Source organism: Microbacterium sp. XT11 (genome assembly GCF_001513675.1).
Classification (GTDB): domain Bacteria; phylum Actinomycetota; class Actinomycetes; order Actinomycetales; family Microbacteriaceae; genus Microbacterium.
In genome coordinates this window covers 2,252,631-2,277,712 of the sequence record NZ_CP013859.1, presented here as the reverse complement: position 1 = coordinate 2,277,712, position 25,082 = coordinate 2,252,631, and the positions used below count along the sequence as shown (strand labels likewise).

At 70.3% G+C, this 25,082-nt stretch carries 20 protein-coding genes; 5 read left to right on the top strand and 15 right to left on the bottom strand.

What is annotated here, in order from left to right; all coding sequences use genetic code 11:
• Positions 1-83: 83 nt before the first annotated feature.
• Positions 84-983 (top strand): A/G-specific adenine glycosylase, encoded by a 900-nt coding sequence (locus AB663_RS10520; RefSeq protein ID WP_269465167.1) that lies wholly within the window; start codon positions 84-86, stop codon positions 981-983.
• Positions 984-1,008: 25 nt separating this feature from the next.
• Here the strand turns inward: AB663_RS10520 and AB663_RS17680 are convergent, their stop codons facing one another.
• The 5 genes from AB663_RS17680 to nusA form a co-directional block, all read right to left on the bottom strand.
• Positions 1,009-3,132 (bottom strand): helix-turn-helix transcriptional regulator, encoded by a 2,124-nt coding sequence (locus AB663_RS17680; protein WP_067198714.1) that lies wholly within the window; start codon positions 3,130-3,132, stop codon positions 1,009-1,011.
• Positions 3,133-3,257: 125 nt separating this feature from the next.
• The gene (rbfA, locus tag AB663_RS10510; protein ID WP_067198712.1) at positions 3,258-3,692 is read right to left on the bottom strand and encodes a 30S ribosome-binding factor RbfA; all 435 of its coding nucleotides are present in this window, start codon (positions 3,690-3,692) and stop codon (positions 3,258-3,260) included.
• Between the two features lie 97 nt (positions 3,693-3,789).
• Positions 3,790-6,489: a translation initiation factor IF-2 gene (gene infB / locus AB663_RS10505; RefSeq protein ID WP_067198709.1), complete on the bottom strand. Its 2,700-nt coding sequence runs from the start codon at positions 6,487-6,489 to the stop codon at positions 3,790-3,792.
• A 59-nt stretch (positions 6,490-6,548) separates the two neighbouring features.
• Entirely contained in the window at positions 6,549-6,821 is a 273-nt protein-coding gene (locus AB663_RS16915) for a YlxR family protein (RefSeq protein WP_083511206.1), read from the bottom strand.
• 60 nt (positions 6,822-6,881) lie between these two features.
• A complete protein-coding gene (nusA, locus tag AB663_RS10500; RefSeq protein ID WP_067198707.1) occupies positions 6,882-7,865 on the bottom strand; it encodes a transcription termination factor NusA in 984 nt (327 codons plus the stop codon).
• Positions 7,866-8,036: 171 nt separating this feature from the next.
• Between nusA and AB663_RS10495 the strand changes: the two genes are divergently transcribed.
• Positions 8,037-9,395 (top strand): flavin monoamine oxidase family protein, encoded by a 1,359-nt coding sequence (locus tag AB663_RS10495; protein WP_067198704.1) that lies wholly within the window; start codon positions 8,037-8,039, stop codon positions 9,393-9,395.
• A gap of 17 nt (positions 9,396-9,412) precedes the next feature.
• Here the strand turns inward: AB663_RS10495 and AB663_RS10490 are convergent, their stop codons facing one another.
• The 4 genes from AB663_RS10490 to AB663_RS10475 form a co-directional block, all read right to left on the bottom strand.
• Entirely contained in the window at positions 9,413-11,464 is a 2,052-nt protein-coding gene (locus AB663_RS10490; protein WP_198147856.1) for a PhoX family protein, read from the bottom strand.
• Between the two features lie 102 nt (positions 11,465-11,566).
• Complete coding sequence (locus tag AB663_RS10485) at positions 11,567-12,601, bottom strand: TIGR00730 family Rossman fold protein (protein WP_067198702.1); 1,035 nt, start codon at positions 12,599-12,601, stop codon at positions 11,567-11,569.
• Positions 12,602-12,707: 106 nt separating this feature from the next.
• Positions 12,708-14,465 (bottom strand): proline--tRNA ligase, encoded by a 1,758-nt coding sequence (locus AB663_RS10480; RefSeq protein ID WP_067198700.1) that lies wholly within the window; start codon positions 14,463-14,465, stop codon positions 12,708-12,710.
• A 41-nt stretch (positions 14,466-14,506) separates the two neighbouring features.
• A complete protein-coding gene (locus AB663_RS10475; protein ID WP_067198698.1) occupies positions 14,507-15,277 on the bottom strand; it encodes an isocitrate lyase/PEP mutase family protein in 771 nt (256 codons plus the stop codon).
• 56 nt (positions 15,278-15,333) lie between these two features.
• Here AB663_RS10475 and AB663_RS10470 point away from each other — a divergent pair, with 56 nt between their 5' ends.
• On the top strand, positions 15,334-16,752 hold the full coding sequence (locus AB663_RS10470) for an RNB domain-containing ribonuclease (RefSeq protein WP_067198695.1): 1,419 nt from the start codon (positions 15,334-15,336) through the stop codon (positions 16,750-16,752).
• Between the two features lie 75 nt (positions 16,753-16,827).
• Here AB663_RS10470 and AB663_RS10465 read toward each other — a convergent pair whose 3' ends face one another.
• From AB663_RS10465 to ispG, 5 genes are all read right to left on the bottom strand, one after another.
• Positions 16,828-17,817 (bottom strand): hypothetical protein, encoded by a 990-nt coding sequence (locus AB663_RS10465; protein WP_067198693.1) that lies wholly within the window; start codon positions 17,815-17,817, stop codon positions 16,828-16,830.
• Between the two features lie 115 nt (positions 17,818-17,932).
• Positions 17,933-18,796: a hypothetical protein gene (locus AB663_RS10460; protein ID WP_067198691.1), complete on the bottom strand. Its 864-nt coding sequence runs from the start codon at positions 18,794-18,796 to the stop codon at positions 17,933-17,935.
• A 43-nt stretch (positions 18,797-18,839) separates the two neighbouring features.
• On the bottom strand, positions 18,840-19,172 hold the full coding sequence (locus AB663_RS10455; RefSeq protein WP_067202593.1) for a nuclear transport factor 2 family protein: 333 nt from the start codon (positions 19,170-19,172) through the stop codon (positions 18,840-18,842).
• Between the two features lie 29 nt (positions 19,173-19,201).
• Positions 19,202-19,810 (bottom strand): SIMPL domain-containing protein, encoded by a 609-nt coding sequence (locus AB663_RS10450; RefSeq protein WP_067198689.1) that lies wholly within the window; start codon positions 19,808-19,810, stop codon positions 19,202-19,204.
• Complete coding sequence (ispG, locus tag AB663_RS10445; protein WP_198147855.1) at positions 19,807-20,958, bottom strand: flavodoxin-dependent (E)-4-hydroxy-3-methylbut-2-enyl-diphosphate synthase; 1,152 nt, start codon at positions 20,956-20,958, stop codon at positions 19,807-19,809. The genes AB663_RS10450 and ispG overlap by 4 nt, the downstream gene beginning before the upstream one ends.
• A gap of 218 nt (positions 20,959-21,176) precedes the next feature.
• On the opposite strand from ispG, the gene AB663_RS10440 reads away from it, so the two are divergent.
• Positions 21,177-23,060, top strand: coding sequence for a chorismate-binding protein (locus tag AB663_RS10440; RefSeq protein ID WP_067198685.1), 1,884 nt, complete (start codon positions 21,177-21,179; stop codon positions 23,058-23,060).
• Between the two features lie 41 nt (positions 23,061-23,101).
• Here the strand turns inward: AB663_RS10440 and AB663_RS10435 are convergent, their stop codons facing one another.
• Positions 23,102-24,418, bottom strand: a complete 1,317-nt coding sequence (locus AB663_RS10435) for a M50 family metallopeptidase (protein WP_067198683.1) — start codon at positions 24,416-24,418, stop codon at positions 23,102-23,104.
• A 58-nt stretch (positions 24,419-24,476) separates the two neighbouring features.
• Between AB663_RS10435 and AB663_RS10430 the strand changes: the two genes are divergently transcribed.
• Positions 24,477-25,046: a hypothetical protein gene (locus AB663_RS10430; RefSeq protein WP_067198680.1), complete on the top strand. Its 570-nt coding sequence runs from the start codon at positions 24,477-24,479 to the stop codon at positions 25,044-25,046.
• Positions 25,047-25,082: the final 36 nt, after the last annotated feature.

Sequence of the window (25,082 nt, the reverse complement as noted above, 5' to 3'; positions counted from 1 at the left end):
CTCCAGCCTACGGTGCGACCGGCGCCCGCCGCGCACCGCCCCGCTCCCCCGTACGAGGCGCCGGGGTCGCCTAGGCTGTCCTGGTGCCGACGTCCCCCTTGCTCCCCGCAGAGAGCGTCGCCGCGCTCGCGGAGTGGTACCGGACCACGGCACGGGATCTCCCCTGGCGTCGCCCGGGGTTCCATGAGGCATACGGGGCATGGGGAACGCTCGTCAGCGAGTTCATGCTGCAGCAGACTCCGGTCACGCGCGTGATCCCGCACCTGGACGCCTGGCTGACCCGCTGGCCGACCCCCGCGGCGCTCGCCGCCGCGACCCCGGCCGATGTGGTGCAGCAGTGGGCGAACCTCGGATACCCGCGGCGTGCCCTCTGGCTCCACCGCGCCGCGCGCGAGATCACCGAACGTCACGGCGGGACGGTCCCGCGCGACGTGCACGCGCTGCTGGCGCTGTCGGGGATCGGCGACTACACCGCGCGCGCCGTCGCCGTGTTCGCGTACGGAGACAGGCATCCCGTCGTCGACACGAACACGCGCCGGGTGCTCGCCCGCGCAGGGCTCGGGAAGGCGCATCCCGGGGCTCCGTCGCGCCGCGACCTGACCCTCATGGACTCGCTGCTGCCCGAGGACGACGCCGACGCGGCAGTCGTGAACGCCGCTGCGATGGAGCTCGGCGCGACCGTGTGCATCGCGCGCGGACCGCGTTGCGATGCATGCCCGCTGGTGACCGGCTGCGCGTGGCTCGCAGCCGGCCGGCCCGACACCGGGGACACCAGGAGACGGCAGGCCGCCTTCAAGGGATCGGATCGCCAGGCGCGCGGCGCCGTGCTGAAGGCGCTCCGCGACGCCGCTCCCGCCGGAGTTCCGCTCGCCGACGTCGTGCCGGACTGGCCGGATGCACGACAGCGAGATCGTGCGATCGACTCCCTCATCGCCGATGGGCTGGCCGAGGCCGACGGCGAGCTGCTGGCGCTCCCCCGCTGAGCAGCTCCGGACGGGTGAGACACCCTCAGCGCAGGCGCCCCGTGCGGTGTGCCAGCACAGTCAGCTCGACACGGCTTCGCACTCCGAGCTTGGTGAAGGCGCGTCCCAGATGAACCTCGACCGTGCGCACGGAGACCCCGAGGGCATCGCCGATCTCCCGATTCGACGCCCCGCCCGCGGCATGCATCGCGACTTCGAGTTCTCTCGGTGTGAGAACCGGCTCCCACACGCTCCGGCACACCTCCAGCGGGTCCATGACTCGCGGCGCAGCGATCTCTCCTGCGTCGAGACGCTCGAGCCGCGCGGCCACCGATCGGGCCCACGCGTCCGCGCCGGCATCCGTGAACAGGTGCCATGCGCAACGGAAGTGCTGGCGGGCTGCGTTCGTCTCCTCGCGGATCACGAAGCGGATGCCCATCATCGCCTCCACCCTCGCTCTCCCGAAGGGGGAACGCAGCCGACGCGCCTCCTCCGCGATGCCGCGGCTCTCGTGGCGCCAGTCCGCCTCGGGCGTCATCGCGACTCTGGCCCGCAGACGCCGGGCGAGCTCGTTCTCGGCCGACTCGATCGTGCGGCGCGACTCGGCTGACGAGCCGGCCGAGAGCGCCACCTCGTCGAGTCCCGGGACAGACAGGGCATGCTGTCTGCTCCCCGCGTCGGTCCACAGGCGGACGTAGGCGGCAGCCTCGTCGTATCGTCCGGCGAGATACGCCTCGATGCCCTTGTCGACGAACTGATCGATCCGAAGGGCGGGCGGCAGCGCTTCGGTCAGTGCGGCGGCGAAAGCGCCGACGCGGCCGATGACCGCCAGATCGAGGCGCCGCGCCAGCACCACGCCGACGCCGGCGAACGGCATCGCGATGGGCAGCTCGAGCGCGGCCGCGATCAGGCGATCACGCGCGAGGCCGATGTCGCCGCGCCACGTCAGCAGCAGCACCTCGACGACCGCGCGATACGCCCGAACCAGCGGGCTGTGCTCGAAACCTGCGACGAACGGGTCGACCTCGGCACCCAGCCCCGACTCGCCGACGGCGAGCAGTCGCAGGGCACGATCGATGTCGCCGTCCATGGCACAGCGCAGGGCACCGAGCATGGCGCCGGTGAGCGGACCCGCCCCTTCGATCGCGTCGACGTCGCGGTCGCCCGCGATCAGCCACGCGAGCGCGACGACCGGATCCCGGAGATCACGCTCCGCCCCCACCCTGACGCAGGCGTCCCGCAACGCGTCGAGCCATGCCCGCATGCCCGGCCTGTCGCCGCGCTCCGCGCACAGCACGGCGCCGAAGGCCGCGGCGCGGGCCCAGGAGTACCAGTCGTCGTGGTCGTCGGTGCGCGGACGGAGCGCCGCCGGCTCGACGTCGGGCACTGCCCCCTGCAGGTGCGCCCGGGCCACCAGGAGGCCGCTGAGACCTTGCAGCCGGTACCGCTCGGCCCCGTCAGGGAACAGCCCGCCCAGCCATGCCGACGCCTCGACCGCGTACCCGGCTGCGATCGCTGATGCGCCCGCGACGAGCCGGGCTTCGTCACGAGCCACGCCGCTGGAGTGCACGGCCGCTTCGCTCGCGAGCAGGAGGGCGCGGTCGGATTCGCCCGCCTCGGAGAGCTCGCGTGCGATACGGGTGAGCTCGGGAGCTGCATCGGCGTCACGGTGCAGCGACGCGCGAGCGCGGTGCCAGTCGGCGCTCACGCGGTCGCCGCGAGCCCGGAAGATGTCGGCGAGGCGGGCGTGGACGCCCTTCTCCTCCGCTCGTCCCGCAGTGCCGCGGATCCAGATGGCCAGGCGCGGGTCGACGAACCGGATCATCCCCGCATGCAGACTCAGATGCCGCCCGACAGGGCTCGATGCGATCTGCTCCGCAGACCGGCCGTCGAACTCGAGGAGGGGGTCTAGCTTGCCGAGCAAGCACAGCGCTGTGGCGAGCAGCAGCTGCAGATCGCGTCCGCTCAGCTCCAGGTCCGCATAGCGGCCCCTGATGGACTCCACCAGCGGCAGCGGCGACGGCAAGGGCCGGAGTCCATGACGCTGCGCAGGGTCGAGCGTCTCGACGACCTCGCGGATCGCCACGGCGTCGTCAGCCAGTTCGGACGCGAGGGCGGCGAACACGTGCGGCGCACAGCTGTGCCCCCGTGCGAGGAGAGCAGACAGCATGTCGTCCGCGAACCCCAGTGCGAGCGACCGTTCTGCGCGCGCGTTCGTACCGTCGATGCTGACCCCCCAGCTTCACGAGGCTCTCCTCGCTCAGCAGAGAGTAGCAAAATCCGGCGGGGCGTCCGTCAGCGCTCGTCGTCGTCTTCAGCGGGGCGGACGTACGGGTCGGCATCGCCGGCGTGCGTCGCAGACGAGGCCAGGCGCGCCACCTCGGCATCGCGCTCCTGCGCCTCACGCAGCAGCGCCGAGATGTGGTCGGCGTTCTCGGGGAGAGCATCCGGGATGAACTCCAGAGTCGGCACGAGACGCGTGTTCAGCTGACGTCCCACCTCGCTGCGGAGCATGCCCGTCGCCGAGGAGAGCGCGGCACCACTGGAGACGCGCTCCTCTTCGGAGCCGAGCACCGTGTAGAACACGGAGGCGTGCTGCAGGTCTCCGCTGACGCGGACGTCCGTGATGGTCACGAACCCCAGGCGGGGGTCGCGCAGGCCCTTCTCGAGCCGCTCGGCGAGGATCACGCGGATGCGGTCCGCCAGGCGAGCCTGTCGTTCGCCAGCCATTTCTTCTCCTTCTCGCTCGCGGAAAGCGATGCCGGGACGACAGGATGCCCCGCCCCATCTTGCGCAGGACGGGGCATCCCATTCCGAAACCGACAGCTTACGCGCGCGGCTTCTCCACCATCTCGGTGGTCTCGATCTCGTCGCCGATCTGGATGTCGTTGTACTTGCCCAGGCCGATACCGCACTCGAAGTCCGTTCGGACCTCGGTGACGTCGTCCTTGAAGCGACGCAGCGACTCGATGGCGAGGCCATCGGCGATGACGACGCCGTCGCGGATGACGCGCGCCTTGGCGTTGCGGGTGATCGTACCGGAACGGACGATACATCCTGCGATGTTGCCGAACTTCGAGGAGCGGAACACCTCGCGGATCTCGGCGACACCGGACTGCACCTCTTCGAACTCCGGCTTGAGCATGCCCTTGAGGGAGTTCTCGATCTCGTCGATGGCGTTGTAGATCACCGAGTAGAACCGGATGTCGACGCCCTCGCGAGCGGCAGCCTCACGGGCCTTCGTGTCGGGGCGGACGTTGAAGCCCACGATGATCGCGTTGTCGATCGTCGCGAGGTTCACGTCGGACTCCGTGATCGCACCCACACCGCGGTGGATGATGCGCAGCTGGACGGAGTCGTCGACCTCGATCTTCAGCAGCGACTCCTCGAGCGCCTCGACGGCACCCGAGACGTCGCCCTTGATGATGAGGTTGAGCGTCTCGACCTTGCCCTCTTCGAGAGCGCGGGTGAAGTCCTCGAGCGAGATGCGCTTGCGCGCCTTCGCCAGCTGGGCGTTGCGCTCGACGGCTTCGCGCTTCTCGGCGATCTGCCGGGCCGTGCGGTCCTCGTCGGTGACGATGAACACGTCGCCGGCGCGCGGAACGGAGTTCAGACCCTGCACCTGCACGGGACGCGACGGAGCGGCCTCCTCGACCGTCTCGCCGTTCTCGTCGAGCATCGCACGGACACGTCCGTAGGCGGTACCCGCGACGATGGCGTCACCGACGCGCAGCGTGCCCGACTGGATCAGCACCGTCGCCACCGAACCGCGGCCCTTGTCGAGCTTCGCCTCGATCGCGACACCGCGCGCGGCCTTGTTCGGGTTCGCCGTGAGGTCGAGACCCGCGTCGGCCGTCAGCAGAACGGCGTCGAGCAGCTCGGAGATGCCGGTGCCGTTGCGAGCCGACACGTCGACGAACATGACGTCGCCGCCGTACTCCTCGGCGACCAGGCCGTACTCGGTGAGCTGCTGCCGGACCTTGGCGGGGTTCGCCTCCGGCTTGTCGACCTTGTTCACCGCGACGACGATCGGCACGCCGGCCGCCTGCGCGTGGTTCAGCGCCTCCACCGTCTGCGGCATGATGCCGTCGTCGGCGGCGACCACGAGGATCGCCAGGTCGGTGACCTGCGCACCACGGGCGCGCATGGCGGTGAACGCCTCGTGACCGGGGGTGTCGATGAAGGTGATCGCCCTCTCGATGCCCTCGTGCTCCGTCCAGATCTGGTACGCGCCGATGTGCTGCGTGATGCCGCCGGCCTCGCCCTCGATGACGTTCGTCTTGCGGATCGCGTCGAGCAGTCGGGTCTTACCGTGGTCGACGTGGCCCATGACGGTGACCACGGGCGGGCGGATCTCGAGGTCGTCCTCGCTCTCGTTCTCGAGCTCTTCCTCGAGGTTGAGCCCGAAGCCCTCGAGGAGCTCCTTGTCCTCGTCCTCGGGAGACACGATCTGCACCTTGTAACCCAGCTCGGCGCCGAGCACCTCGAAGGTCGCCTCGTCGAGCGACTCCGTCGCGGTGGCCATCTCGCCCAGGTTGAACAGGATGGTCACGAGCGTGCCGGGCTGCACGGTGTAACCGGTCAGCGCCTCGATCTTGTCGGCGAAGTCGGCGATCGACGCGCCGCGGCGCATGCGGATGACCTCGCCGTTGCCCTTCTGGACGTTGACGCCGCCGACGACCGGGGCGTCCCGCATCTCGAACTCTTGCCGCTTCGCCCGCCGCGACTTGCGCTGCTTGCTCTTGCCGCCGCCCTTGCCGAAGGCACCAGCGGTGCCGCCACCGGGGCCGCGCCCGCGGCCGCCGCCTGGACGACCGGCGAAGCCGCCGGGACGTGCACCGGGACCGCCGGCGCCCCCCGGGCGGCCGGGGCCGCCTGGACGCTGCTGGAACGGCGCGCCGGGGCGACCGCCCTGACCGCCGCGCGGAGCGCCGGGACGCGGTGAGCCGGGACGGGGTGCGCCCGGGCGCGGTGCTCCGGGACGCGGTGCCTGGGGCCGCGGGATGTTGCCGGGCGTCGGGCGCTGGCCCATGCCCTGCGACGACGCGAAGGGGTTGTTGCCAGGACGGGGTCCGGCCGGGCGCTGACCCATCCCCTGCGACGAGGAGAACGGGTTGTTGCCGGGGCGCGGGGCGCCGGGCTTCGGTGCCGCACCGTCGCCGGGCTTCGGCGCGGCGGGTGCCGGCTTCGGCGCAGCGGGCGTGGGCGTGGGCGCCGCCGGAGCAGCCGCTGCGGGCTTCTCGGGCGCGGACGGCGCTGCCGGCTTGGGACCGGGCTTCGGACCAGGGACGGGCCCTGGCTTGGCGGCCGGCTTGGCCGCGGGCTTCGCCGCCGCTGCAGCGTCTGCAGCCGGCTTCAGCGAAGTGTCGGCCTCGATCGCCGCTCGCAGCTTGCGCGCGACCGGCGGCTCGATGGTCGAGGACGGGCTCTTGACGAACTCGCCCAGCTCCTTGAGCTTGGCAAGGGCCACCTTGCTGTCGACGCCGAGTTCAGCGGCGATCTCGTGTACGCGTGGTTTAGCAGCCACAATTCTCCTGTCTGGGTCGGTCTGCCCAGACAGGGCAGACCATTAGTCGCGGACGGGTCTCATTTCGAGCCGTTCACTTTGTTTCCATAGCCGTTCAGCCGTTTCTCGATGGTCTGCATGTCCAGATCCCCGGACACACGGAGTGCTCGCACGAAAGCACGACGCCGCACAGCGGCCTCCATGCATTCCCGAGTCGGATGCATCCACGCGCCTCTCCCCGGCAGCACGGCGTGCTCATCGATGATGAGGATTCCGTTCTGGGACACCACCCTGAGGAGGGCGGAGCGAGGAGCACGCGTGCGACAGCCGACGCACGTTCGTACGGGTTCCATCTTACACCTGCGATTCATCCGACTCGCGCCCACCCGGCGAGTCGTCGTGGCGGACGCCGCTCAGTCGAGGACGCTGTCCGGCTGGATGTCGATCTTCGCGCCGGTGAGCTTCGCCGCGAGTCGGGCGTTCTGCCCCTCCTTGCCGATGGCCAGGGAGAGCTGGTAGTCGGGCACGAGCGCGCGGACGGCCTTCGTGCTCGCGTCGAGGATGAACGAGCTGGTCACCTTCGCCGGAGACAGCGCGTTGGCGACGAACGCCGCGAGCTCCGGGTCGTAGTCGACGATGTCGATCTTCTCGCCGGCGAGCTCCTCCGTGACCGCACGCACACGGCGGCCGAGCTCTCCGATACAGGCGCCCTTGGCGTTGATCGACGGGTCGTTGGCCTTGACGGCGATCTTCGTGCGATGACCGGCCTCGCGCGCGAGTGACACGATCTCGACGAGTCCGGCGGCGATCTCGGGAACCTCGAGCGCGAAGAGCTTCCGAACGAGACCAGGATGCGTGCGGGACACGGTGATCTGCGGGCCCTTGAGACCCTTGGCCACGCTCGTGACGTAGACGCGCAGGCGGGAGCCGTGGGTGTACTCCTCGCCGGGGACCTGCTCCTCCGGCGGCAGGATGGCCTCGACGGAACCGAGGTCGACATGGATCATGCGGGGGTTCGGCCCCTGCTGGATCACCCCGGCGACGATGTCGCCCTCCTTGCCACGGAACTCACCGAGCACCGCGTCGTCGGCGATGTCCCGCAGGCGCTGGCTGATGACCTGCTTGGCGGCGAAGGCGGCGATGCGCCCGAAGTCGTCGGGCGTGGCGTCCTCCTCGCCGATGACGGCGCCCTCGTCGTCGGTGACGGCGCGCAGCACGGCGACGTGGCCCGTCCTGCGGTCGAGGTCGACGCGCACGCCCTCCGGGGTCGAGCCGTCGGCGGACACGTGCTTGGAGTACGCGGTCAGGATGGCCTGCTCGATGATGGCGACGAGTTCGTCGAAGGGGATCGCCTTCTCCTTCTCGATCCCACGCAGCAGACTCAGTTCGATCTCCATGACGGCCTCCCTATTCAGCTCTCGCCGCGCAGTACCGGCGCGGGCATCCGTCCAGGATACCGGAAACCGGATGTTGCAGCCGGAGTCCTCCGGCTGCACGCTAGCCTGAGCGGGACCGCGCCCTCGGGCCGAACGGGGCACGCGAGACCACCACGAGCACGGAGGCAACGGGTGACCGGATACGACACCATCGTCATCGGGGCGGGCATCGCCGGGGTCAGCTGCGCCCGGATGCTGGCGGATGCAGGGCAGCGGGTGCTCGTCCTGGAAGCGCGCGACCGGGTCGGCGGGCGCATGCACACCGACCGCTCCGCGGGCTTCCCCGTCGATCTCGGAGCGTCGTGGATCCACGGCATCGAGGGGTCCGCGCTGTTCGAGCTGGTGCGGACGCTCGGCATCCCGACGCGCGAGTTCACCGTCGGCAGCTTCCAGGCCGGCGGGCGACCCATGGAGCACTTCGCAGGCGACGGCTCACCGATGGACGACGCCGCGAGCGCGCAGTGGACCGCCGATGTGGAGCATGTCGATCGGCTGCTCCTCGACGAGATCGCACGCTCCTCCCCCGGCGACACCTATCTCGACGTCACGGAGCGTGCCCTCGACCGCTCCGGCCTGGCACCGGAGCGGATCGACGAGGTCAGGGAGTACTTCCGCCACCGCGTCGAGGAGCAGTGCGGCGCATGGATCGGCGACCTCGACGCCCACGGGCTCGACGAGGATGCGATCGACGGCGACGAGGTGATCTTCCCGCGCGGATACGACGAGCTGCCCCACCGCATCGCCGCCGGTCTCGACATCCGGCTCGAGCACCCCGTCACGATGATCTCGCGTTCTCCGGGCGCAGTCGCCGCCACCACCGATCGCGGAGTGTTCCGCGCCGCCCGCGCGGTCGTCACCGTTCCGCTCGGAGTGCTGAAGGCCGGGGACGTCAGGTTCGAACCCGCGCTGCCGGCCGAGGTGTCCGAACCGATCGCGAGACTCGGCATGGGCGTGTTCAACAAGGTGTACCTCGAGTTCCCCGAGCGGTTCTGGGGCGAGAGGAGCTACGTGCTGCGGGCCCTCGGCGAGGCCGGCGCCGACTGGCACTCCTGGTACGACGTTTCGGCGATCAGTGGCAGGCCGATGCTGTTGACCTTCGCTGCCGGGCCCTTCGGCATCCGGATGCAGGCGCAGAGCGACGAAGCCGTCGTCGCGAGCGCACTGCGCGCGCTGCGGCAGCTGTATGGCCCTGCGGTCGGCGACCCCGTGGCGCATCGGGTCACGCGGTGGGGCGACGACCCGTTCTCCCGCGGCTCGTACTCGCACGTCGCCGTCGGAGCCTCACATCGCGACCACGACGCCCTCGCCGGCCCGGTCGACGGCGTGCTGCACTTCGCCGGGGAGGCGACGTGGGGCGCCGAGCCGGCCACGGTCGGCGGGGCGTACCTCTCGGGTCACCGAGCCGCGGAGCGCATCCTCGGCCGCTCGCCCGACCTGGCTGCCTTCGCCCGCGCGATCCTCACCCGCGAAGCGGGCATCCAGGGCTCCTGAACGCCCGCCGGCGCACGTCAGGCCCGGTAGACCTGCACGACCGCGGGTCGCGGCGCGTTCGACACGTCTCCGGGCGCGGCCGAGCCGTAGTCGGGGACCAGCGAACGCGGCGCCTCGAAGCTGCCGTCCTCGCCCGGATGCTGCACGGCGACGAAGACCAGCCCCTCCGCGTCATGGATCACCGGACCGCACGTCTCGGCGTCCCGTGGGACGGCAAGGAACTGCTGCACGTGGCCGCGCTCGGAGCCGGTGAGCGGCACCTTGAACAGGCCGTCGTTCAGGCCGATCGTGCTCGGAGCCCCATCCGTCGAGATCCAGAGGTCGCCTTCCGAATCGAAGGCGAGGTTGTCAGGGCACGAGATCGGCGAGACGAGCTCCTTCGGGAATCCCGCGAAGTACGCGTTCGTGAACGTGCTCGGATCGCCGCAGAGGAGGAGGATGCTCCACCCGAACGTCCTCCCCGCCTGCCCCGACGTCTCGGTGAGCTCGATCACGTGGCCGTAGCGGTTGCCGCTGACGGGGTTCGCCTCGTCGACGACGGCGCGGTTGCTGTTGTTGGTCAGCGCGACGTACACCTTGCCCGTGCGGGGGTTCGGCTGCACATCTTCGGGACGGTCCATCTTCGTGGCACCGACCGCATCGGCGGCGAGTCGGGTGTATACGAGCACCTGCTCGGTGGTGAAGCCGGGGACGACGCCCTCGCCGTTCTGCGTGAGCGGGATCCACGTGCCCGTGCCGTCGAACGCACCGTCGGAGGGCGGCGCACCGGTGCCGGTGATATCGGCGGCCGGAGAGTTGCCGCTGAACTTCGCGACGTAGAGGTCGCCCTCGCTGAGCAGGTCGAGGTTCTTCTTCCGGGAGCCCGAGATGCGGTTCTTCGAGACGAACTTGTACAGGTAGTCGTTGCGCTCGTCGTCGCCCATGTATGCCACGACGCGGCCGTCCTCTGCGACGTGCACGTTCGCGCCCTCGTGCTTGAAGCGCCCCATCGCCGTGTGCTTCCTGGGCGTTGACGTCGGGTCCTGCGGGTCGATCTCGACGATGTAGCCGAAGCGGTTCGGCTCGTTGACGAAGTCGGGGTCGTGCGCGTCGAAGCGCGGGTCGTAGGTCTCCCAGCCGGTGGAGGTCGACGTCGTGCTGGATCCCGAGTAGCGCTTCTGCTCGGGGGTGTCGGCCGCCCAGGCGAAGTATCCGTTGAAGTTCTCCTCGCCGGAGAGGATGGTGCCCCACGGCGTCGTTCCGCCTGCGCAGTTGCCGAGCGTGCCGCGTACCCAGCGTCCCTCCGGGTCGGCGGCCGTCGTGACGAGGTCGGAGCCCGCGGCGGGACCGGTCAGCTCGACCACCGTCTCGACCGTGATCCGGCGGTTGCGGCGGCCGTCCACGACGTACGACCACGGCTCGCCGACCTTGCGACGCGCGATCTCCACGACCGACATGCCCTGCGCGGCCTTGTAGATGTCGCCGCGGCGCAGCTCGGCGGCATCCGTCGTCGTCGGGAACATGAGCCCTGGATTGACGTACTCGTGGTTGTTGACGAGCACGCCGGTCTTGCCGGACGGATCGGCGACGATGTCGAGGTAGTCGCTGTTGTAGCCGAACTGCTCGGCCTGAGCCTCAGGGGTCTGCCGCGCGAGGTCGAACGCGGGTGTGCGGGAGAAGAGCGGGTCGCCCCAGCGGATGATCGGCTTCCACGTGAAGCCGTCGGGCACGGTGAAGGCGTCGACCTCTGCGGGGACCGGCGCGATCGGCCGGAACGAGAGGCCGGCTCGACCGGGCTTGCCGGAGGAAGCGCCGAGACCGCCGACGCCGGAGGCGCCCGGCGCGGAGACGGGCGCCGGGCGGCCGGCGCCGACCGCGACCGCGACCGCAGCAGCCGCACTGAGGCCGAAGAAGGCACGGCGGGAGAACACCGCGTCGGCGATCGAGCGGAAGTCCTCGTTCGTGGACGTGTTGCACTCGGGGCCGAGGCACGCGTTCGCGCACTTGAGCTCGCACGTCACGGCCGAGCGCTTGCCCCTGACGTGATCGGCCATCGGAAGCAGTCGTCGGGTGTTGTCAGCCAGCGTCATCGGATCCTCCTCGTCGGGATGCTGCCGAGCAAGCATCCTCGCGTCAGATGACCTCGGAGCGAACGCGACCTGAACTCGACGCCTGCGTACGGGCCTAGGCGGTCAGCCGGCGGACGGCAGAGCGTTGACCGCGTCGATCAGACGGAAGAGGCCTCCGACCGTCCGCTGGTCGAGATGAAGCGCAAGACGAGGCAGATGCAGCATGTCGTCATCGGCGACCTCGACGCTGCGCGGCTCGGTGCGTTCGATCCGACCCGACGCGAGCATCCAGGCGAACTCGTCGTTCAACCGGTCGATCTCGGCATCCGTCGGCTCGGCCCGCAGGCGCAGCACGAGGGTGCCGCCGACCCAGCGCAGCGAATCGTAGTTCTTCCAGAAGCCGGTGATCCGGGCGGTCGCCTCTTCCACCGAGTCCGTGATGATGACGCGGTCGAAGTCCCCCTCCGAGATGACGCCTGTCGGCGCGAGATCCTCGTCGATGAAGCGCTTGAGCCCGTTCCAGAACCGTCCGCCGTTCTCGTCGAGCAGCACGATGGGCATGGGCTCGGCCTTGCCCGTCTGCTGCAGGGTGAGCAGCTCGAACATCTCGTCGAGGGTGCCGAAGCCGCCGGGGAGGCAGATGAAGCCACGGGACTCCTTCATCAGCATCAGCTTGCGCGTGAAGAAGTACTTCATCGCGACGACGTGATCCGATCCCTCGACGACGGCGTTCGCCCGCTCTTCGAAAGGCAGGCGGATCGAGACGCCGAGTGAGAGCGCGGGACCTGCTCCTTCGGCCGCGGCCTGCATGATGCCGGGGCCGGCGCCCGTGACGACCATCCAGCCGTCGGCTGCGAGTGCCGCGGCGACGTCCCGGGCCTGGCGGTACAGCGGATCGTCCTGGCGCGTGCGAGCCGACCCGAAGACGGTGACCTTGGGTACCCCCTCGTACGGCGCGAACAGCCGGAAGGCGTCTCGCATCTCCGCGAGCGCCGCCGAGGCGATCTTGAGGTCGAGGCGGTCGGTGCCGTCTTCGCCCAGCAGGATCGCAGTGCGCAGCATGCGCATCACGAGACGTCGGTCTGAGTGCACTCCGGCGTCGTCGAGCACCGCGTTGATCTCGGCGCTCAGCGCCTGCGGCAGAGGTTCGTCGGTCATGGGTCCAGCGTGTCATGCCGCTGCACGGACGACGGCGGCGCAACGCGGGCGGCGCAGGATGAGACCTGCCACGTCGCCGCCGGGCCGAGGACCACCGGTGCCCCGGTCAGCGCGATGCCAGACGCGCCACGGCCTCGACGGCCGACACGGTCTCGCGGTCCCCTGTCGCACGATCCCACAGCTCCACCTGGCCGTCCGCGGCACCGCGACCGACGACGACGATCTTCGGCACGCCCACGAGCTCGGCGTCACCGAACTTCACGCCGGGCGACACCTTCGGGCGGTCGTCGTAGAGCACGTCCAGGCCGGCCGCCTCGAGCTGCGCGGAGATGTCCTCCGCGACGTCGAACGCCGTCTGATCGCGTCCGGCCGCGACGACCTGCACGTCGAAGGGTGCGACGGATGCCGGCCACACGAGACCCTTGTCGTCGTTGTTGAGCTCGGCGATGATCGCGAGGATGCGCGTCACACCGATGCCGTACGAGCCCATGGTCACCGTGACGAGCTTGCCGTTCTCGTCGAGCACCTTGAGCCCCAGGGCTTCGGCGTACTTGCGCCCGAGCTGGAACACGTGGCCGATCTCCATTCCGCGGGCGAGCTCCACCGGACCGGAGCCGTCGGGGGCGGGATCGCCTTCGCGCACCTCGGCGATCTCCACGATGCCGTCGGCTTCGAAGTCGCGGCCGGCCACCACCGAGTGGGCGTGCTTCTCGTGCACGTTGGCACCGGTGATCCAGCTCGTCCCCTCGCTCACACGCGGGTCGACGAGGTAGCGGATGCCGGTCGCGGACTCCTCGCCGAGGACGGCGCCGGTGGGCGACCAGGGACCGATGTAGCCCTTGACGAGCAGCGGGTGGCGCTCGAAGTCCTCCGCGGTCGCGGTCTCGACCTCGGCCGGGGCGAAGGCCACCTCGGCGCGCTTCTCGTCGACCTCGCGATCTCCGGGGATGCCGACGACGACGAGCTCGCGCGTGCCGTCGAGGTGCGTCAGTGCGAGGACGACGTTCTTGAGCGTGTCCGCGGCTGTGTACTCGCCGTCGAGGTTCTCGTTGCAGTGGGCGACGAGCGTCTCGATGGTCGGGGTGCCCGGCGAGTCGAAGATCACCGGCGCGCCCGAGGCGTCGAACGGCACCGGCGCGGGCACCGCGGTGGTGAAGGCCTCCACGTTCGCGGCGTAGCCGCCCGCCGAGCGCACGAACGTGTCCTCACCCACCGAGGTCGGGTGGAGGAACTCCTCACTGCGGGAGCCGCCCATGGCACCGGCGTCCGCCTGCACGATGACGTACTCGAGGCCCAAACGCTGGAAGATGCGCTCGTAGGCGTCGCGCTGCGCCTGATAGCTGGCCTCGAGGCCGGCATCCGACGCGTCGAAGGAGTACGCGTCCTTCATCGTGAACTCGCGGCCGCGCAGCAGGCCGGCACGGGGCCGCGCTTCGTCGCGGTACTTGTCCTGGATCTGGTAGATCGTCAGGGGCAGGTCCTTGTACGACGAGTACAGGTCCTTCACGAGCAGAGTGAAAGCCTCTTCATGGGTCGGCGCGAGCAGGTAGTCGCCGCCCTTGCGATCCTGCAGGCGGAACAGGAGCTCGCCGTACTCCTCCCAGCGTCCCGTCGCCTCATAGGCCTCGCGGGGCATCAGCGCCGGGAAGTGCACCTCCTGCGCGCCGGCCGCGGCCATCTCCTCGCGGATGACCTTCTCGATCTTCGCCTTCACGCGCAGCCCCAGTGGCAACCACGCGAAGATGCCCGCAGCCTGCGGTCGGATGTACCCGGCGCGGATCAGGAGCTTGTGGCTGGCGACTTCGGCGCCGGCCGGATCTTCGCGGAGCGTGCGGAGGAAGAAGTTCGAAAGACGAGTGACCACGGGCCAAGTCTAGTGACCGCGGTCACCCGTCTTTCGCTGCGTCAGTTGAGCGCCGGCAGGCCGGAGGGGATCACGCCGCCCGCGTAGAGGTCGGCGGCGAGCTCCTGCACGGCCGTCAGGGCCACGCGCTGCGGCAGAGGGCCGTACGAGATGCGCGCGACGCCGAGCGACTCGTACTCCGAGGCGGCGAGCGCGCCGGGGAGGCCGATCACGCTGACCTTGCGCTCGCCGATCCCCTCGACGAGCTGTCTGGTCACGGCGGAGTCGAGGACACCGGGGACGAACACCGCCGTGGCACCGGCGTCGAGGAAGGCCCGCCCCCGCTGGATCGCGTCTGCGACGCTCTCCTCGACAGGCCTGCCGCCCCCGCGGACGAAGGCGTCGGTGCGCGCGTTGAGAGCGAACGGCACGCCCTCGGCCTCGGCGGCCTTGACGATCGCCTCGACGGCGGCGACGGATTCGGCGAGCGGCTTGAGCCGGTCTTCGACGTTCGCCCCGACCACTCCTGCGCCGATCGCCATGCGCGTCGTCTCGCCCGGGTCGCCGTAGCCGTCGTCGAGGTCGGCACTGACCGGCACGTCGACCGCTGCCGCGATGCGGCCCACCATGTCGATCATGATCTCGCGCGGCGTGGCGCCGTCGTCATAGCCGAACGACGCGGCGATGCCGTGTCCGGCCGTGGCGATGGCCTTGGTCTCGGGCAGCCCCGCGACGGCGCGGGCGGACACGACGTCCCACACGTTCACCACACGGAGGATCTCCGGGGCCTCGTAGAGTCCGATGAGGGCCTGAGCCTTGGCAGAAGTGGTCATGTGACCACGGTAGTGCGCTGCCGGACGAGCGGGGCCGCGAGACATAGTGTGGTGTCATGCCTCAGCGTCGACCGCACGTCGCCCCGTCCGCCGCGCAGACCGAACTGGCCGCCGCCCTCGCCGCGTTGCGGGAGTCGGTCGATGCGCCGACGGAGTTCCCTGCCGAGGCGATGGCGGAGGCCACGACGGCGACGGCCCCCGAACCCGAGCTGGACCTTCGTGACATCCCGTTCGCGACGCTCGATCCTGCGGGGTCGATGGACCTCGATCAGGCGTTCCACCTGTCACGCACCCGGGCGGGCTACACCATCCGGTACGCCATCGCCGATGTGCCGTCCTTCGTCTCCTCCGGCGGCGCGCTCGACGCCGAGGCGAGGCGCAGGGGGCAGACCCTGTACACCGCGGACGGCACGATCCCGCTGCATCCGACCGTGCTGAGCGAGGGGCGCGCGTCCCTGCTTCCCGATGTCGACCGGCCCGCGCTGGTGTGGACGTTCGCGCTCGACGAGTCCGGCGCCGTGTCGGACTTCCGTCTCGAGCGCGCGCTCATCCGCTCCAGGACGAAGCTCGATTACGAGAGCACTCAGGCCGCGCTCGATCGCGGCGAAGACAGCCCCGCCGCGCTGCTCCCCGAGATCGGCGCGCTGCGCCTGGAACAGGAGCGCCTGCGCGGCGGCGCGAGCCTCAACCTCCCAGACGAAGAGGTCGTGCGCGCCGATGACGGCACGTACGCGATCGTGCGCCGGCACCCGCTCGCCGTGGAGGACTGGAACGCCCAGCTCTCCCTGATGACGGGGATGGCCGCGGCTTCCCTCATGCTCGACGCCGGAGTCGGGGTGCTGCGCGTCATGCCGCAGCCCGACGATGAGGCCTTCGCGCAGTTCCGGCGGCAGACGGTGGCCCTCGGCCGCCCGTGGACGACGGGGCGGTACGGCGACTACCTGCGCGGGCTCGACCGCGCAGACCCCCTCACGCTTCCCGTCCTCGAGGCTGCGGCATCGCTGTTCCGCGGCGCCGGTTACGTGACCTTCGACGGGCGTGCGCCCGACGACGCCGTGCAGGCCGCGATCGGGGCGCCGTACGCGCACGCGACCGCTCCCCTGCGACGGCTCGTCGACCGCTGGTCGCTGGCGATCTGCCTTGCCGTCGCCCGCGGCGAGGAGGTGCCGGTGTGGGCGCGCGAGTCGCTCGGCGCGCTGCCCGATCTCATGCAGCAGTCTGCGCAGCGGGCCTCTCGTCTGGGGTCGGAGACGATCAACCGCGTCGAGGCTGCGCTCCTCTCGCCGCTGATCGGCTCCGTCGTCGAGGCCACTGTGGTCGCCGTCCACGAAGGGCGCGCGACGATCCAGCTCGCGGATCCCGCCGTGACGGCATCCGCTCCCGTGCCCGCGTCGTCAACGCCCGGGTCGACCGTGAGTCTCCGCATCGCCGGTGCCGACATCGCTCGGGGCGAGCTCGTATTCGCCCCGGTGTGAACGCGGCCGTCCCGGCCGGCGATCGGGCTGCGGATGCTCGGGGCGAGCACGACGGAGACGAGCCTGCGCTGTGCGTCAGTCGAGAACGCCGACGATCGCCGCCAGGACGCGGGCATCGGCCTGCACGCCGCCGTCGACGTCATAGCGCTCGAGCTGGACGAGGTTGGGCCCGACCGCGCCGAGGAGCACGCTCGTGGCGCCGTCGATTGCGTATTGTTCCCCGGCTGTGGCGAAGACGTGTCCATCGTGCTCCACGCGAGCGTCGCCGTCCGCCGCGATCACCGCCTCGACCGCGTCGCCCGCCCCGGCGCGCACGGTGACCAGGGTCGAGTAGTCGGATCCGTCCACGGTGGCAGCGAGCATGCAGCTGCGCTCGAGAGGGCCGCCGAGGAACATCGCCGGCCGGTCGGCGCCCGGCGCGGTGAGCGTCGCGGTGATCTCGCCGCCCGCGAGTCCCTCCTGGATCTCGTCGCACGTGGGCGCCGGTGACCACCAGTTCTCCCGCGGCCCGGGAACGGGTGCCTGCTCTGCGGCGACGCGCGCGCCGATCCCGTCCCGCAAGCCCTCGATCGCGGAGGTCATCTCGGCCGCGCGGTCGCCCGTGACGGTCACCTCCACCCACACGTCGTCGAACACCGCCGCGGAACGGCACCGGGTGGGGTCGTCGTCGCATTCGGTCGCCGGGTCGTCCGGGACGTACTCGGGATCCATGACGACGACGGGGAACACCCGTGCCGTGACCGTGGCGGCGAGGTAATGCTCCGACGACCATGCGCAGGTCACGCCGCCGAGTGCTCGATCACGCCCGTCAGGCCAGCTCGCCGCCCACACGCTCATCGTCTCCCCGGTCGCCTCCGAGACCTCTTGGGCGGTGAGGACCGCGGAGCAGTCGCCGTCGAAGGCGGCGCGAGGTTCGGCCGGCGCGGACACAGTCGGCTCGGGAGTGGGTGTGCGCGAAGCGTCGGTCTCCGGCGCCGGGGTCGGCGCGCAGGAGGTGAGGAGGGCCGTGAGCACGGCGACGGAAGCGAGAGCTGCGGCGAATGCGGCACGCGGAGATGCGGTCATGGCGTGAGCGCATTCCACACCGAATGGAGAAACACACCGCGCCACGTCACGAGTTCACAACGAACGGTCGGGGTCGCTGCGGAGACCTGGCCGAAGCGGCGCGCGACGTGGTGACTCAGGCTGCGATCGCGGTCGTCGTCATCACGAGCAGTTGCGGGTCGCTGAGGTCGAGCGCGACCGAGATCGAGGCGAACTCGGCGAGCGATGCCGCGTGGGTTCCGCCGCACGGGATCTCTGCGGTCCCGTCGGGAAGCTCGCACCGCCACATCCGGCGGTCGACGATCGTCGGACCGTCGGCATGGATGCCGCTGGGCGCACCCGAAGCGATCCACATGGCGAGCCGCGCATTGATCGCGGCCTCCCGCTGCGCGAGCGTCGCAGAGAACGTCTCCGTATCGAACCCGGCTCTGCGCAGGCTCTTGCCCAGGCGATACTCATCGACCGCGGCGTCCTCGCGGATCCGGCTGCTCTGATTCGCGCGGCCTTCGAAATCCGGGGCTCCGAGGGCGTCGCGGCCCGGATCCTTGCGCCACAGATCGGCCAGGGCCAGGTCGAGCGCGAGGGACGCCAGGTGACACGCGGTGTGGCCTCGGCTGAGGCCCGCACGACGCTGCTCGTCGACGACGAGGGACACGCTCTCCCCCTCGCTGAGCCAGTCCGGCGCGTCGCCAACGAGCAGGTGCGCGACCAGCCATGTCCACCCCTCCGTCCCCCTCTTGACGGGGATCTCCGCCCCGACGGCGAAAATGCCGTCGTCGGAGACCGCGGCCATCACCGCCTCGCTCACCCGCACCTCACCGTCTTTCGAGCGGATCACCCCCGAGTCGCCTGGTTGATCGGGCCAGGTGTGATCGACCGGATGGAACGGCGTGACGTCGACGACCGCGGCGACGCCGGCGGCGGTGTTGCGGACGTACTGGACGGTGCCCTGTCCGCGGACGGTGCCGTCGGCGAAGGACACGATGGTCGGCGAGGGCATGGAACTCCTGAAGGAACGGCGGCGACGGAGGCGGCGTGTGCGGTCAGTGCCCCGGCGGGATCGTGAAGCTCGCGAGCTTGTCGCCGTCGACGACGAAGATGCCGTCGGACTCGCCGTTGAACACGCGGCTCGTCCACCCGAAGCGGATGCGCGTGGTGTCGCCCTCGGTCTCGGCGGAGAGCACCGTCATCCGCGCGCCGGCGCCGATCGCGTCGCTGCCGGCCCAGCTGCGCACACCCTCGGGTCCTGATTTGACGGTGCCCCAGTCGCTGACGAATCCGTCAGGGGTGAACGCCCGGACGAAAGCGTCGGTGTCGGCGTCGTTGATGGCGTCGACCATCGCCTGGACGGGAGCGGGAAGCTCGGGCTGCGACATCGTCGTCTCCTTCATGTCGAGTGGTCCGTTCAGTCTGCCTCGAAGTCGCCCGTCACCGCGACACTCACGGTGATCTCCGGCACGGTGAGGTCGTCCGCCCCTCCACCGGCAGCACCCCGGAACGCCGCGACCGCGGGGCCTGCGCTCGACCGGATCGCCGACACCCCGCTCACGGTCGTGCCGAGTGCGGCAGCGAAATCGTCGGCTTTGGCCCTGGCATCGCGCACGGCGACGGCACGCAGCTCTCGCGTCGTCCGCTCACGGGTGGCCTCGGTCAGCGCCCACTCTGTCGACACGCTCGCGCCGAGAGCGCTGAGGTCCGCGACGACATCCGAGACCCGCTCGAGCCGTGACAGCTTGATCCGCACGAGACCACTGGTGACGTGATCGTGGTGCTTCTTGCCGTCCTTGTCGGTCCAGACCCGCACGGTCGTCGTGAGCACCTCGACGGAATGCCAGGTGGCGTCACCCGCGTCGCGCAGCCGCACCGCACGCTCCGCGAGCAGGGAGTGCACGGATGCGCCCTGCGCCATCGACCGGTCGCGGTCCGCGTGAGCGATCGCGACCCGCGCGGTGAGGGTGGCGCGCTCTGCCCGCAGATGGCGCTCTCCCAGACCGTCGACGGTGATGGTCGTCATGCCGTGACGACCTGCGCGGTACCGATCGGGGCGTCAGGTCCCATCTCGGCGGCGATGCGGTTCGCCTCCTCGATGAGGGTGGCGACGATGTCGGCCTCGGGAACGGTCTTGATGACCTCGCCCTTCACAAAGATCTGGCCCTTGCCGTTGCCGGACGCCACGCCGAGGTCGGCCTCCCTGGCCTCGCCTGGGCCGTTGACGACGCACCCCATGACGGCCACGCGCAGCGGCACGGTCATGTCCTTGAGACCCTCGGTGACGTTCTCCGCGAGCGTGTAGACGTCGACCTGGGCGCGTCCGCACGAGGGGCACGAGACGATCTCGAGCGTGCGCTCGCGGAGGTTCAGCGACTGCAGGATCTGGTGGCCCACCTTGACCTCCTCGGCGGGCGGCGCCGAGAGGGACACGCGGATCGTGTCGCCGATGCCCTCGCCGAGCAGGATGCCGAAGGCGGTCGCGCTCTTGATCGTGCCCTGGAAGGCGGGTCCGGCCTCGGTGACGCCGAGGTGGAGCGGCCAGTCGCCTCGTTCGGCGAGCATCCGGTAGGCCTTGACCATCACGATCGGATCGTTGTGCTTGACAGAGATCTTGAAGTCGTGGAAATCGTGCTCCTCGAACAGCGACGCCTCCCAGACGGCGCTTTCGACGAGAGCTTCGGCGGTCGCCTTGCCGTACTTCTCCAGCAGGCGCCGGTCGAGAGATCCCGCGTTCACGCCGATACGGAGCGACACTCCCGCGGCCTGCGCCGCCTTCGCGATCGCTCCGACCTGGTCGTCGAACTTGCGGATGTTGCCCGGGTTCACGCGTACGCCGGCGCATCCGGCGTCGATCGCCTGGAACACGTACTTCGGCTGGAAGTGGATGTCGGCGATCACGGGGATCTGGCTCTTCTTTGCGATGATGTGCAGCACGTCAGCGTCGTCCTGCGACGGGACGGCGACGCGGACGATCTCGCATCCGGATGCCGTGAGCTCGGCGATCTGCTGCAGGGTCCCGTTGATGTCCGTCGTCTTCGTCGTCGTCATCGACTGCACGCTGATCGGCGCACCTCCGCCGACGAGCACCTTCCCGACCTTGATCTGACGCGACTTGCGACGAGGGGCGAGGACTTCGGGGACCTTCGGCATCCCAAGATTCACTGCTGGCACACCCTTAGCCTACGCCGCGTGGATGCGGGGAGGCTGGATGATCGCAGCGTCATGACGCCGCTCGCCGAGCACGCCGTGTGATAGTTTTCACCACATGCACGCGAACCTCACCTGGTGGCCCGCCTCCTAGGCGGTGTGTTCGCGTTCCACGAATTCAGACCGCCTTCCGGGGCGGTTTTTTCGTCTGAGCCGCGCCCGATCCCGCACAGGAGACATCGATGACCCTCTCACGCCTCGCCGAGCTCAGCGCCGATCCCGCCGCATCCTTCGTGCTCATCGCGCGCGAGGGCAAGGACTCCGTCGAGCTTCTCTCCGGCGAGGTCGTCGACGTCGACCGCCTGGCGGACATCCCGCTCGACCGCGACGGCGCACCGTGCGAGGTGTTCGCGATGGTGCCCTACCGGCAAGTCAGGGAACGTGGGTTCGTCGCCCAGGACGACGGCGCACCGCTGCGCTGCGTGATCGTGGAGGAGCACGTGCGCCTCGCCGCCGACCGCGTGCTCGCCGAACTCCCTTCTGCCGCTGTGCCGCTGCGCGACAGCGGCTTCGACATCTCCGACGAGGAGTACGCGCGCATCGTGGAGACCGTCATCGCCGACGAGATCGGTCGAGGGGAAGGCGCGAACTTCGTCATCCGGCGCGACTTCACCGCCGCGATCGACGTCGACGACCGCATCGCAGCGCTCACCTGGTTCCGTGCGCTGCTGGCGCACGAACGCGGCGCCTACTGGACGTTCGCGGTCGTGACCCCTGGGCTCATCGCGGTCGGCGCCAGCCCGGAAGCGCACGTCGTGGCGCGCGACGGCATCGTGACCATGAACCCGATCTCCGGCACGTTCCGGCATCCGAAGGGCGGAGCGACCGCCGAGACGCTCACGGCCTTCCTGTCGTCGACCAAGGAGACCGAGGAGCTCTTCATGGTGGTCGACGAGGAGCTCAAGATGATGAGCGCCGTGTGCTCCGACGGTGGCCGCATCACCGGCCCCCATCTGAAGGAGATGTCGCGGCTCACCCACACCGAGTACATGCTCCGCGGGCGCAGCCGACTCGATCCCCGGGACATCCTGCGGGAGACGATGTTCGCCCCCACCGTCACGGGGTCGCCCATGCAGAACGCCTGCGCCGTGATCCGGCGTCACGAACGCAAGCCGCGCGGCTACTACTCCGGAGTCGCTGCTCTCTTCACGCCGAACGCCGAAGGCGGCCACGACCTCGACGCCCCCATTCTCATCCGCACCGTGTACGTGAACGACGGCACGCTCAGCGTTCCCGTCGGTGCTACGCTCGTGCGCCATTCCGATCCGCAGGGCGAGGTCTCCGAGACCCACGGCAAGGCGGCGGGAGTGCTCGGTGCGATCGGCGCGATCGAGCGGGATGGCGTGGCCGAGGCGCGCGCCGACGCCGATGCGCCTGGGGGCGCGCGCCGGCTCGCCGACGATCCCGCCATCTCGGCACTCCTCGCCTCGCGCAACGCGCGGCTGGCCGAATTCTGGCTGAACCCCCAGGGCGAGGACTTCACGGGACCGTTCGACGGGCGGACGGCCCTCGTCGTCGACGCCGAGGATCGGTTCACGACGATGCTCGCGCATCAGCTCAGGCACCTCGGCCTCGACGTGACCATCGAGTCGTGGAACGCCGTCAGCGACGAGGCCGTGGACACCGCCGACCTCGTGGTCGCAGGCCCCGGCCCGGGCGACCCGCGCGACACCGGGAGTCCCCGCGTCGCGCGGATGCGCGAGGTCGTCGCGCGCCGCCTGGACGCGGCAGCACCCTTGCTGGCCGTGTGCCTGAGCCACCAGATCCTCGCCGACCGCCTCGGCATCGACCTCACGCCCCTCGACGCCCCGCACCAGGGCATGCAGAAGACGGTGCCGGTGTTCGGCGAGGACGCCTCGATCGGCTTCTACAACACCTTCACCGCGCGAGTCGCACCGGGCACGACAGCCGTGGCCGGCGCGGAGGTGTCGGCTGATGCCGACTCGGGCGACGTCTTCGCGCTGCGTGGCGACCGGTTCGCCTCGGTGCAGGGACATCTGGAGTCCATCCTCTCCCGCGACGGCATCCGCACTCTCGAGCGGCTCGCGGCGCACGCCCTGGCCTGAGTCCGCGCCGCCGGCCCAGCGCCGTCCAGCGACCGACCCGGTCAGCCGCCGAGCAGGTTGACCGGGTTGAACAGGTCGGCGACAAGCAGCAGCGCGCCCATCGCGATCAACAGCACCGCGACCACGACCGTCAGGGGAACCAGCCTCGTGGCGTCCACAGGTGCCGGAGGCGGCCGCCGGAACACCTTCGCCCACGCCCGCCTCAGCCCCTCCCACAGCGCCACGACGACATGACCGCCGTCGAGCGGGAGCAGCGGGATGAGGTTGAAAACGAAGAGCGCGATGTTCAGCGATCCCAGCAGGTTCAGGAGCACGGCGAAGCGGTTGAGGATCGGCGCGTCCGTCGCGGCGACCTCTCCCGCGAGGCGTCCCACACCGACCACGCTCAGCGGTCCGTTCGGGTCGCGTTCTCCGCCGGTGACGAGGGAGACCCCGACGTCCCACAGCCGCGCCGGAAGCGTGACGATCAGCGCCGCCACCCTGCCGACGCCGTCGAAAGCCATCTCGGGACCAGCGCTGAGGGGCTGCTGCACGAAGCCGTTCTGCGCGCCGATCCCCACATAGCCGACCTTCTTGACGACCGGCTCGCCCTGGGCGTCGAGCACCGGCCGCCCCGCTGCGTCCGTGATCGTGCGTTCCGCCTCGATGGGGGTCACCGACAACGTCTTCTCGCTGCCGTCACGTCGCACCACGACGTCGAGCGGCTTTCCCGGCGAGGCCTGCACGATCGCCGTCGCCTCGGCGAAGGTCGACACCGGCGTGTCGTCGATCGACACCAGCACGTCGCCGGGCTGGATGCCCGCCTCGGCCGCCGGGGACTCCGGATCACCGGCGGCGCACTCGGTCGCCGTCGAGCCCGCCGGAAGCACGCACTGGCTCACCGAGGCGATGGTCGTCGTCCCCTGCTGCAGCCCGATGCCCGACGCCAGCACCGTGAAGATCAGGATCGCGAGCAGCAGATTCATGAGCGGGCCGCCGAGCATCACGACGACGCGCTTCCAGACGGGCAGGCGGTAGAAGACGCGGTCCTCCTCGCCCTCCGCGATCGTCTCATCGTTGGCTGAACGGGCGTCCTGAACCAGCGAACGGAAGATCCCGCGAGCGGGCCCTGTGCTCTTCGACGCCGGATACATCCCCGACATCGAGATGAATCCGCCGAGCGGCAGGAGCTTGAATCCGTACTCCGTCTCGCCGATGCGGCGGGACCAGATCCGGGGGCCGAAGCCGATCATGTACTGGCCGACACGCACGCCGAAGAGCTTGGCCGGAAGCAGGTGACCGACCTCATGCAGGCCGATCGACAGACCGAGGCCGATCAGCATGAAGAGGATGCCACCCAGATAGAGCAGGATTTCCACGTGCCAACGCTACTGGGCCGCGCCTAGGAATCAGCCCGGCAGCGCCTAAGCTGGCACGGTGACCTCCCGCCAGCTGCGACTTCTGCGCGCGGTTGCGGCGTCGTCGACGGCGACGGTGGTCGCAGCGACGTCGCACACGGTCGCCGGCGGCCCCGCACCGCATCCGCTGCTCGTCCTCGCCCTCGCCGCGTTCCTCATCTCCGTGGCGGCGCTGCTCGTCGGCCCACGCGCGTCGCGGCTCCGCACCGCGGCGACGGTGATCGTGAGCCAGGGCGTCTTCCATCTCGTCTTCCAGGTGCTGGGCGCGCCCGCCGGCGGTGGCGCCATGCCTGCCGTGCACGCGCACCATCTTCCGGCTCTCGGGTCCGTGGCCATCGCAGCGATGCCCGATGCGCCGATGCTGGCCGGGCATGCCCTGGCTGCCGCCGTCACGACATTCCTGCTGTGGCACGGCGAAGGCATCGCCGCGGTCGTGGCGCGGTGGGTCCGCGCCGTGCTGCGACGTGCGGAGACGGTCCTTCCTGCGCCGAACGACCCGCCGCTGCCGCTGCGGAGCGACGACGGCGCCCCGTCCGTCGCACTCAGCGCGTCCAGCGTCTCCCGGCGCGGGCCTCCTGCGGTCGCCTGACCCCTCACCGCCGCTCGACGGCGTCTCTCGCGGTCT

What these genes read in the sequence shown, in the direction of transcription:
- AB663_RS10465 (WP_067198693.1), bottom strand. Translation starts at nt 17,817, where the DNA reads ATGACCGCATCTCCGCGTGCCGCATTCGCCGCAGCTCTCGCTTCCGTC.
- AB663_RS10450 (WP_067198689.1), bottom strand. Translation starts at nt 19,810, where the DNA reads ATGACGACCATCACCGTCGACGGTCTGGGAGAGCGCCATCTGCGGGCA.
- AB663_RS10455 (WP_067202593.1), bottom strand. Translation starts at nt 19,172, where the DNA reads ATGTCGCAGCCCGAGCTTCCCGCTCCCGTCCAGGCGATGGTCGACGCC.
- nusA (WP_067198707.1), bottom strand. Translation starts at nt 7,865, where the DNA reads ATGGAGATCGAACTGAGTCTGCTGCGTGGGATCGAGAAGGAGAAGGCG.
- rbfA (WP_067198712.1), bottom strand. Translation starts at nt 3,692, where the DNA reads ATGGCTGGCGAACGACAGGCTCGCCTGGCGGACCGCATCCGCGTGATC.
- AB663_RS10475 (WP_067198698.1), bottom strand. Translation starts at nt 15,277, where the DNA reads ATGACCACTTCTGCCAAGGCTCAGGCCCTCATCGGACTCTACGAGGCC.
- AB663_RS10485 (WP_067198702.1), bottom strand. Translation starts at nt 12,601, where the DNA reads ATGACCGACGAACCTCTGCCGCAGGCGCTGAGCGCCGAGATCAACGCG.
- AB663_RS10460 (WP_067198691.1), bottom strand. Translation starts at nt 18,796, where the DNA reads ATGCCCTCGCCGACCATCGTGTCCTTCGCCGACGGCACCGTCCGCGGA.
- AB663_RS10490 (WP_198147856.1), bottom strand. Translation starts at nt 11,464, where the DNA reads ATGACGCTGGCTGACAACACCCGACGACTGCTTCCGATGGCCGATCAC.
- AB663_RS10440 (WP_067198685.1), top strand. Translation starts at nt 21,177, where the DNA reads ATGACCCTCTCACGCCTCGCCGAGCTCAGCGCCGATCCCGCCGCATCC.
- AB663_RS10470 (WP_067198695.1), top strand. Translation starts at nt 15,334, where the DNA reads ATGCCTCAGCGTCGACCGCACGTCGCCCCGTCCGCCGCGCAGACCGAA.
- AB663_RS17680 (WP_067198714.1), bottom strand. Translation starts at nt 3,132, where the DNA reads ATGCTGTCTGCTCTCCTCGCACGGGGGCACAGCTGTGCGCCGCACGTG.
- AB663_RS16915 (WP_083511206.1), bottom strand. Translation starts at nt 6,821, where the DNA reads ATGGAACCCGTACGAACGTGCGTCGGCTGTCGCACGCGTGCTCCTCGC.